The organism is Lachnoclostridium sp. MSJ-17 (assembly GCF_018918205.1).
In the GTDB taxonomy this organism is placed as follows: Bacteria; Bacillota; Clostridia; order Oscillospirales; family Acutalibacteraceae; genus Ruminococcoides.
The window spans coordinates 1-8,876 of sequence record NZ_JAHLQB010000019.1 but is presented as its reverse complement, the minus strand read 5'-3'; the positions used below and the strand labels follow the sequence as shown (position 1 = coordinate 8,876).

The 8,876-nt window shown below is 43.7% G+C and carries 11 protein-coding genes; 6 read left to right on the top strand and 5 right to left on the bottom strand.

Features of this window, described 5'->3' with window-relative positions; genetic code table 11:
* The 3 genes from KQI64_RS01300 to KQI64_RS01290 all read right to left on the bottom strand — a co-directional run.
* A partial coding sequence (locus tag KQI64_RS01300; RefSeq protein ID WP_253289139.1) for a zinc-ribbon domain-containing protein occupies positions 1-279 on the bottom strand: 279 nt, incomplete at its 3' end.
* 259 nt (positions 280-538) lie between these two features.
* Positions 539-1,828 carry a tyrosine-type recombinase/integrase gene (locus KQI64_RS01295; protein ID WP_216522972.1) on the bottom strand — a complete coding sequence of 430 codons (1,290 nt, stop codon included), beginning with the start codon at positions 1,826-1,828 and terminating at the stop codon, positions 539-541.
* 76 nt (positions 1,829-1,904) lie between these two features.
* A complete protein-coding gene (locus KQI64_RS01290; protein ID WP_330622910.1) occupies positions 1,905-2,570 on the bottom strand; it encodes a helix-turn-helix domain-containing protein in 666 nt (221 codons plus the stop codon).
* Between the two features lie 202 nt (positions 2,571-2,772).
* Between KQI64_RS01290 and KQI64_RS01285 the strand changes: the two genes are divergently transcribed.
* The 5 genes from KQI64_RS01285 (at position 2,773) to KQI64_RS01265 (ending at position 7,174) form a co-directional block, all read left to right on the top strand.
* Complete coding sequence (locus tag KQI64_RS01285; RefSeq protein ID WP_201427721.1) at positions 2,773-2,967, top strand: helix-turn-helix domain-containing protein; 195 nt, start codon at positions 2,773-2,775, stop codon at positions 2,965-2,967.
* A gap of 119 nt (positions 2,968-3,086) precedes the next feature.
* Positions 3,087-4,508: a MobA/MobL family protein gene (locus KQI64_RS01280; protein WP_216522970.1), complete on the top strand. Its 1,422-nt coding sequence runs from the start codon at positions 3,087-3,089 to the stop codon at positions 4,506-4,508.
* A gap of 257 nt (positions 4,509-4,765) precedes the next feature.
* Positions 4,766-5,341 (top strand): TetR/AcrR family transcriptional regulator, encoded by a 576-nt coding sequence (locus KQI64_RS01275; RefSeq protein WP_216522969.1) that lies wholly within the window; start codon positions 4,766-4,768, stop codon positions 5,339-5,341.
* Positions 5,341-6,033: an ABC transporter ATP-binding protein gene (locus tag KQI64_RS01270; RefSeq protein ID WP_216522968.1), complete on the top strand. Its 693-nt coding sequence runs from the start codon at positions 5,341-5,343 to the stop codon at positions 6,031-6,033. Before KQI64_RS01275 ends, KQI64_RS01270 begins: the two co-directional genes overlap by 1 nt.
* A gap of 4 nt (positions 6,034-6,037) precedes the next feature.
* Positions 6,038-7,174: an FtsX-like permease family protein gene (locus KQI64_RS01265; protein ID WP_216522967.1), complete on the top strand. Its 1,137-nt coding sequence runs from the start codon at positions 6,038-6,040 to the stop codon at positions 7,172-7,174.
* A 273-nt stretch (positions 7,175-7,447) separates the two neighbouring features.
* Here the strand turns inward: KQI64_RS01265 and KQI64_RS01260 are convergent, their stop codons facing one another.
* Positions 7,448-7,933, bottom strand: coding sequence for an SLOG family protein (locus tag KQI64_RS01260; RefSeq protein ID WP_253289138.1), 486 nt, complete (start codon positions 7,931-7,933; stop codon positions 7,448-7,450).
* Between the two features lie 123 nt (positions 7,934-8,056).
* Between KQI64_RS01260 and KQI64_RS01255 the strand changes: the two genes are divergently transcribed.
* On the top strand, positions 8,057-8,365 hold the full coding sequence (locus KQI64_RS01255; RefSeq protein WP_216522966.1) for a helix-turn-helix domain-containing protein: 309 nt from the start codon (positions 8,057-8,059) through the stop codon (positions 8,363-8,365).
* Positions 8,366-8,413: 48 nt separating this feature from the next.
* Here KQI64_RS01255 and KQI64_RS01250 read toward each other — a convergent pair.
* On the bottom strand, positions 8,414-8,876 hold a 463-nt coding region (locus tag KQI64_RS01250; RefSeq protein WP_216522965.1), incomplete at its 5' end, for a phage tail tip lysozyme.

The window sequence follows — 8,876 nt, the reverse complement described above, 5'->3', positions numbered from 1 at the left end:
GGCTTCTTTTACGGAATCAATCATTGGAATTTTACGAATGCTGGCTTTTGTCTTTGGCGAATGCACATTAAAATAACAACCATTCAAAGCGGCTTCTTGCCTATGGCAGTAATACACTACTCTGTTTTTTATTGAAGCTCGCCATTCGTGTCCGCATTTGCCATTCCACCATACTATTTTATTAGAGCCGTGCGTTACGCTGTTCGGCGTAAGAGGTAAATTGCGCTGTGACCATTCATTTATAAGTTCAGGGCGAACATCAGCTAACGTTCTTTTCATACCGTATCCTCTCCTTTACCTATATTATATAAGAAACAGGAGAAAATCGTAGTTTGCGATTCGTTTCAGGGCATAAAAAACAGGCAACCTCATATAAGGCTGCCTGCGATTGCCATAATAGTAACTGCGATAAATCAGAATTTATCTGATTTTTCCTATCAAACCTCAGTAATTATCAGCTAAATACCGCAGCTCATACTCAAATTATGCTTACTTTCCCTTGTTTTTTCCCTTATGAGGACAAACAAGGGAAAGTTTTTTATTCACCGACCACCTTGTCAAGCAGTCGGGCTGAGGTGCGCTTTGCTTCTCTTGAAGCGTGAGCGTAAATGTTCATTGTGGTACTGACGTCGGAATGTCCGAGCAGCTCCTGTACGTCCTTTGGCGCTGCGCCGCCTGACATCAGATTGCTTGTGAACGTGTGGCGGAGCATATGAAAGTGGAAATTCTCCAATCCTTCAACCTTTTTTCGGATTGCCCTGCATACTGTCCCCACTGTACTTGGTGATTCATAGGTTCCGTCAGGTCGCAAACACACAAGATTGATTGGCTTGTAACTGTCGGGGACTTCCTCGGTGCTTGACAGAGAATAGACCTCATAATATTGGCGGTCTTTCTCTGTAACCTCAACGTAAAAGTTGCGGCTGTATAGCTCGCCGTAGTCCTTTGCGTTCTTCTCCTGCTCTGCTTTTGCTTGCCGCAGGATATTTGACAGCGTATCGCAGAAATCCACCGTGCGGACTTTATTCCTCTTTGTCGTGCCGATTTCAAACTTGTGTCTGTCGCCGTTGTAACGGATACTGCGCCTGACCGTGAGATATTGTTCGTCAAGGTTGATGTCGCTCCACGTCAAGCCGCAGACCTCGCCGATTCGCAAGCCCGTGTAATAAGCAATTTGTATCGGGAGCAAAGCAGGGTTCTGTTTTACTTTCAGATACTCCGTCAGCTTCAAATACTGCTTATGAGTAACCGTCGGCGTTGCCGCTTCGTCCACGTCCGAGAACAACTCTATGACGTTCTTCTTTTGCCGCCAGACAACATACTGCATAGGATTGAACGTAATCAGCTTTTTCGGAAAGACCGCAAATCGAAACGCTCCTTGCATGACTGCCGAGAACAACCGTATGTAGCCCTTGCTCAGAGCCTTTGCCGTTGTGCCGTCGGGATTCTTGCCGCCGAAGCTGAGCAAATCCATATACGCTTGCAGATGGTCGGCTGTCACCGTTTTCAGCTTTCGCTGTGCGATCGGGTGCTTTTTGATTCGTGCCACCGTACCCACATAGGACATCACCGTGCCGTTGCTCAGATTGCCGGGCTTCAATGCTTCCTCAACCCACATATCGAGCAACTCCCCGACGGTGATGTTTTCGGATTTCGCTACGAATTTCTTTTCCTCGTAGTCCTCCATCGCCTTGCGGAGCATAGCTTCGGTTTCGCTTTTGCTCTCCGTGCCGACAAATTCACGCTGTACCAAGTTGCCGCTTTCATTTTCCACGTAGAAGCGGTAGTACCACTTTTTACCTTTCTTTCTTACAGAGCCTTTTGCCATTGATATGTTTTCTCCTTTCTATCCGTGGCAATCGGCGCTGTGATATATGTTGTGCGCAAAATTGATGATTGAATTGTTAAGGTGCCACGGAATTTTGCTTGTCGAGCAGTTTCTGTTCGGATTGCTCAACCATTCCGAGAAGTTCGGGCATTGACGTTTTTGTCCTGCCCTCGTCGTATAAGTGAAGTATGCCGTCAAGATATTTTTTAATATCGTCAACGGGCGTTTGCATTTCCCTTTGATAAACCTGCTCTGTGATAGAGCCGATATTGATAGCGTATTTTCTGATTGATTCCTTCAAGCCCTCGTCCACTGCAACCTGATTGACCTTCTCCATTGAGAGGGCAAAGTATTTTGTCAGGATAGCGTAGAGGTCGATAATCTGACCGAGGAAGGTTGTCAGCATTTCCTGTCTCGGCTCACCGTCAACAGCGGAAGTCACTGTTTCCAGATATGCCTTGACGTGCTTTTCCAAAGACATCTGGCACACGGTATAGTTGCTGTATTCCTTTTCATCGGAAAGCCCTGTCAGCCATTCGGGAGTTGTCAGCAGTGCCTGCGCCAGACCGTTGATAATCATTGTCCGCTTTGGGTCAACGCCGTCTGCTTCATATCGCTGAATGGTTGATTTGTTGACGCTGACGCGTCTGCCAAGCTCAGGCATTGACAGATTTAACTCCGTTCGGCGTTCCTTAATGCGTTCGCCGACCTGTTTTGGAGTGAATGGTTTATTGTTTTTCACGATACTCATCTCCTCTTGACTACTATTATAGCATAAACATATTTATTTTGCAACCTAATTTTCGTATATTTTTAAAAACATTTAAAAATGAGTTGCAATATGAGTTGACAAATAGTATTATTTTAAGTATAATGATAATATCAAAGTTGCGTTTTGCAATCTAAACGGGGAGGTGAACGAAACGAGCACATCTAAAATAGGTATGACAATTGACGAAGCCGCCGAAGTCAGCGGAATCGGAAGAAATACTATGCGCAAGCTCATTAGCTGGGGCAAGCTGCCTGTGCTTTTGGTAGGTCGCAAGAAGATTATTCGCAGCGATACACTGGATAGATTTATGACCGCCAATCAGGGCAGAAACCTTTTGAATCAGAGCGAAGTCCGCAAGGTAGAGTAAATAAAGAGCCCTCGGCGACTGAGAGCGAAATACACCTCTTGCACAAATTCACGGAATTTATGCAAGGGGTATTTCGCCCCTGCGGGGAGCTGAGGGCGGCGTAAACAGATTGGAGTAATATGACACGACACAGCTTTATCCAAATGTCGAAGCTGTCTAATGTCAAAGGAAGAATCAACTATATCACCAGCCACGCACGGCAGGAGAATCTTTACGCCACCTATCAAACCGCCGATTCGGAGTTTTGGTCTGCCCTTGCCAAAGAGGCGCAAATTGAGTTCAAGCGCAGTAATGTTGAGGGAAAGTGCATTGAAGCGAGGGAGCTGATTATTGCGCTTCCCGAAGTATATACAAGGCTCAATCCTCAGCAAGTGTTGGAAAGCTTCACGGACGAATTTCACAAACGCTACAATGTGGAGTGCGTCTCGGCACTTCATCACAACAAGCGCAAGACTAACTACCACATTCACCTGATATTCAGTGAGCGCAGATTGTTGGAGCAACCCGAAATCAAGACCGCTTCACGCAATCTCTTTTATAACGAACAGGGCAAGCATGTCCGTACCAAGAAAGAGATTTTGGACGAAAGCGGCAAGCTCCGCAACGGTTGCAAGATTATCAAAAAGGGTGAGGTTTACGAGCAGCATATGTTTACCGTCAAGGACAAGCAATTCAAGGGCGAGCCGTTCTTGCAGGAGGTCAAGACGTTTTACACCGACCTTATCAACAAGGAAGTTGCCGATTCGGAACACAAGCTAAAGGTGTTCGAGAGCGAGAGCGTCTATCTGCCGACCAAGAAAATCGGCAAGAACAATCCGAGAGCGGCGGAGATTGAAGCGGACAACGCTGCAAGACAAGAATGGAACCGCACTGCTGATTTGGCGTTGGTGTCGGGTATAGAGGAAGTCAAAATCCTCGCTGTGAAAAAGGAGGAGATTCAAGAGAAAACAAGTGAATCCATCAAGCAAAACGGTTGGCTGCCAAAGCTGTTCCGCTCGATTGTCGGCAAGGCAAAGGAACTGTTACGGGATATGATTCGCACACAGCAGTTGCCGCCCAAGCCTGTGCTGAGCGTCGATATGGACGAATACCGTGTTATGCAAAAGCTGATGTTGAAGGTGCAGGACGAAGCGGCGGCGATTCGCCGATTGCAGGACGTGGAGCTGCCAAAGCTGCAAGCGCAGCTTGCCGAAACAAAAGGTCTGTTCAAGGGCAAGGAGCGCAAGGTATTAGAGCAGAAGATTCAGCAGACGGAGAAAACCATCGCCGTCAAGCTGGACGCAATCCCGACAATTTTGCAGGACGAAGGCTACCCGGACGCAGAGGTATTTATCAGCACTTTCAAAAAAGCAACCGAGATTGTCGAGCAATACCGCCGTGACCTGTCCGATTGGGAGCGCAAGGTGAAATCCAACCAAGCTTCTGACAGGCAATCCCCAGTGCCCGAAAAGCAGAGCGTAAGAAACAGGCTCAAACAGCTGCAAGCGGAGAGCAAGCAGTGCCGCACTCACAACCGCCATTCCCAAGACATTGAAAGATAGCGAGACAAAGCCGACGGAGGTTTCAAATCAAAGCTCCGTCGGCAATTTTCTATATGAGTTATACTTTATGATATGTAACGCTTTTCAGCTTCAAAAATCACTGTTTATTCGCTTTCCGGGGAGTAATTCTTGGTAAGTAGGGTATTTTCATTTCATTGCGAGTTTGGGCGTTACAAATCCAGCTATTGACAAAACGATTATTATACTTTATAATAAAACAAACGTTATAAAACGATTGTTTTAGAAAGGAGCTTATTATGCCCCCTAAAGCAAAATTTACAAAAGAAGACATTATCGACGCAGGCTTAGCAATTCTGCGTGAGCGTGACATTTCTGCCGTTACTGCAAGAGAAATCGGCAATTATCTTGGCAGCTCGGCAAGACCGATATTTACCGTTTTTGATAATATGGGCGAGGTGCTTAACGGGATTGAAGCAAAAGCTCGTGAGATATATTCCGAATATGTTGAGCAAGGATTACAGCAAACCCCTGCCTTTAAGGGCGTTGGTCAGTCATATATTCAGTTTGCAATAAATGAGCCCAAGCTGTTTCAACTTTTGTTTATGCGAAAAACATCCGGTAATATAGGCGTAAATAGAATACTTCCCGAAATTGATGACAACTATACCGATATTTTAAAATCAATTACCGATGAATATCCTGTATCGGCAGATGACGCTGTTATATTGTACCGACACCTGTGGATATATTCTCACGGCATTGCCACCCTCTGCGCAACATCTATGTGTCGCTTTACGGAAGTTGAGATCGGCATAATGCTGACGGAAGTTTTCAAAGCATTGCTGACAGAAAGACTGAAAGGAAAATCATAATGATAGAGATAAATGATTTAACAAAATATTACGGAAAAGGCGAAAGTCGCTTTAAAGCGCTGGATGGAGTTTCCGTTCGCATCAATGACGGTGAGTTTATCGTCATACTCGGGGCTTCAGGTTCGGGAAAATCAACCTTTCTCAATGTCATTTCGGGCTTGGAGACTTCAGACGGCGGTTGTGTTGTTTATGACAGCCAAGAACTCGGCAATATGAGCGAAAAGGATCTGACAAAGTTCCGACGTGAGAACACGGCTTATATCTTTCAGCAGTATTATTTGCTACCCCATCTAAATGTAGAAAAGAATGTAAGGATGGGTGCTGACCTCGACAATAACAAGGAATATCTGAAATATATCGAAGCGGTCGGCTTATCCGATAAGCGCAGAAAATTACCATCAGAACTCAGCGGCGGCGAACAACAGCGTGTAGCGATAGCAAGAGCGCTCGCAAAGAATCCGAAGGTACTTTTTCTTGACGAGCCGACAGGAGCATTAGATGAAGAAACAGGCAGACAGGTACTCGACTATATCATCAGGCTGCACGAGGAACAGGGCTTTACGATGATTATGGTAACGCACAACAGCAATATAGCCGAAACTGCCGACAGAATCATTAAGATGAACAGCGGCAAAATCGTCAGCGTTACCGAAAACACGGATAAAAAGACGGCTTACGAGATCGGGTGGTGACGGTATGATTGTCAGTATCAAGGACAGCGTAAAGTTGTTCGGAATTTCCATTATGACCTGCTGTGCGGTAACCGTCTGCAATATGTTTTTAAACTATTATTTGGATTTAACTGCGATAGCCGGTCTGATTGACAACCCCTACGCGCAGATGTTCTACGACGCACAGATTATGACTTCAAAGGTCGTTTGTGCCGTCAGCGGCGGCTGCTTGGCGATCACTACCGTTGTGATGCTGTTTTTCTATATCAAGCATTACATAGACAGCCATTCAAAGGAAATCGGGATATTAAAGGCTCTGGGTTATTCTGATTTCAAAATCGCAAAGGGCTTTTCTGTTTTCGGTTTGAGTGTATTTCTTGGTTGTTTCGTCGGCTATTTGCTGTCATTTGCGTTAATGCCGCAGTTTTATGAGTTACAAAATAAAGACGGTTATTTGCCGGAGCTTTCTATTGGTTATCATTGGATATTATTCGTCCTGCTGGTGATTGCTCCCACTTTGGTCTTTGCTTTGATTGCAGTATGCAACAGCCTGTTAAAGCTTCGCCAGCCTTGCGTTAATCTATTGAAGGGTATTGTGAAGATAAAGGGCAAAACCAAAAATACAAAAGATAAAAAGACATTTGTTGCCGAAATGAGGAGCTCTGTATTAAGAAGCCGCAAAACCTTGGTGTTCTTCATCGCTTTTTCCTCGTTCTGCTTCTCGGCTATGATACAAATGTCGGCAAGTATGAAGGATTTGTCAAGTGAAATGATGGGCTTGATGATGTTGATTATCGGCGTTGTTCTGGCATTTACCACGCTGTATATCGCCGTGACCACCGTCATCCGCTCCAACCAAAAGAATATTGCTATGATGCGTGTATTCGGCTATGATAGCGCTGATTGCAAGCGTTCTGTTCTCGACGGCTACCGCCCGGCGGCGTATATCGGCTTTATCATCGGTTCCGTGTATCAGTATGCATTATTGAGAATTATGGTTGATATTGTTTTTTCGGGCGTCGAGGGTATTCCCGAATATGAGTTTGATTTTCTGATGTTCTTCATAACGCTTTCTGTTTTTATCGTTGTATATGAAGGCGTTATGTTTGCTTATGGTCAGTCAATGAAAAAAATACCGTTAAAACAAATTATGAGCGAATAAAAAGATAATCGAGCGAAGATGAATAATTCACCTTCGCTCGATTTTATTATACATAAATCAACTCTGCATTATAAAACTTGTCCGCAAGCTCACTTTGGCGCTGCATATCCCAAATATTGCTACACTTTTGATAATCAGTAATATCTAATGTTAGCCGTTGAAAAATATTTCGTTATCATAAATGTTTTGCTTCACAATACTCCTCCAAATAATAAAATCTTTTATAAAATTATATCACCAAATCTATGAATTAGCAATTAGATTTTCTGTGAATCACAAAACGATATTATGTACATTCAAATCGTGAGCTATAGCATATTTGACCGTATATGCTGTGCCGCCTGATTGCTCCTTTAAATAGCAAATACACAAGCTGCTGTTATCGACAAGGTGGCGATTTCTTTTGAACATACAATCTCTCGTATATTCCTTTGATATATAAACAACCTTGTCTGCTTTTTTCTTTATTCTCTCATATTCCGATATATCAGCTGCTTTCCAATTCCTTGTTTGCGACAGACAAGGAAGAACAAGGATCAGGCGTATATTGGGATAATTTTTCTTTAGGTCTAATACCGTTTGAGCCGCAAGGGTATCAAAACCCAACGCTCCGCCTGTACCAAAAAAGCAGTACCCATCTTTTATAGCAGAAATGATTGCTTCGCTTAATCGTTGCTTAACATTCAAAATTTCACTTTTAGAGATTTTTCTATGACCAGAAAAACAACAGGTATGTTTTTTTATTTCAAAATTAGTCATAGATGCCACCCCAATTATATTATAACACATTATAACCAAGAGTGGATATATTTTATATACAACTATTTCATATTATATCGCCATTCTTTTTAGTACAATATAACTAAGGATGGTGATAGCGGTATGGACGTTAATGAAAGATTAAGACAAATATTAGATGAACGAGGTCTGACAACATATAAGATGTCCGAGTTATCGGGATTATCACATACAACTTTAGCCAATGTATTTAAGCGGAACACTGTACCTTCCATTAGCACCTTGCAAGCAATTTGCAACGGGTTTGGAATAACTTTATCACAATTCTTTGCCGAGGGAGAAATGGTCGAAATGACACCTGAGTTAAAGGAATTGTTTGAGGGTTGGGTAAATCTCAACACCGAACAGAAAGCCGCCGTAATGCAAATGATTAAAGCAATGAACGGGAAATAATTATATACGCAGAAAAGCTGCCGCCCTCCACGGACGACAGCTTTATCTTTATTTATGGAATTTGTTATATGCCTTTTCAGCATTATTCGCTCTGCGTGAATCCTCATTTGAGTAATCGCCGCAACGCTCATATACACGCTCAAAGGCAATCGCCGCCGTGCGGGTATCGGATTTCAGGAATTCGCTATAAGTAATTCCGTTATAGTTTCCTCCGTAATTTGCAAACTCTGATTTAATCGTCTTTTGCAGATACTCGCATTGTTCCTTGATTGTTGAGCCTTTGAATCCCGAAGGCGTATATCTCAGGCACCATTGGCATAAGCCGTAAAACTCATCACCGTTATAGTGCCCGATAATGTTCCAATCAAGATTGAGCGTATCGCCGCCGCACTCTCTCATCATATTACCGATGATCCCTGCGGCTACGCTGTCGGAATATCCGTAGCTTTTAAGGTAAGTCCACACTTGTTGAGCTGCGTCACCTGTCGCAACAGTATTGTTACCTGAGTAG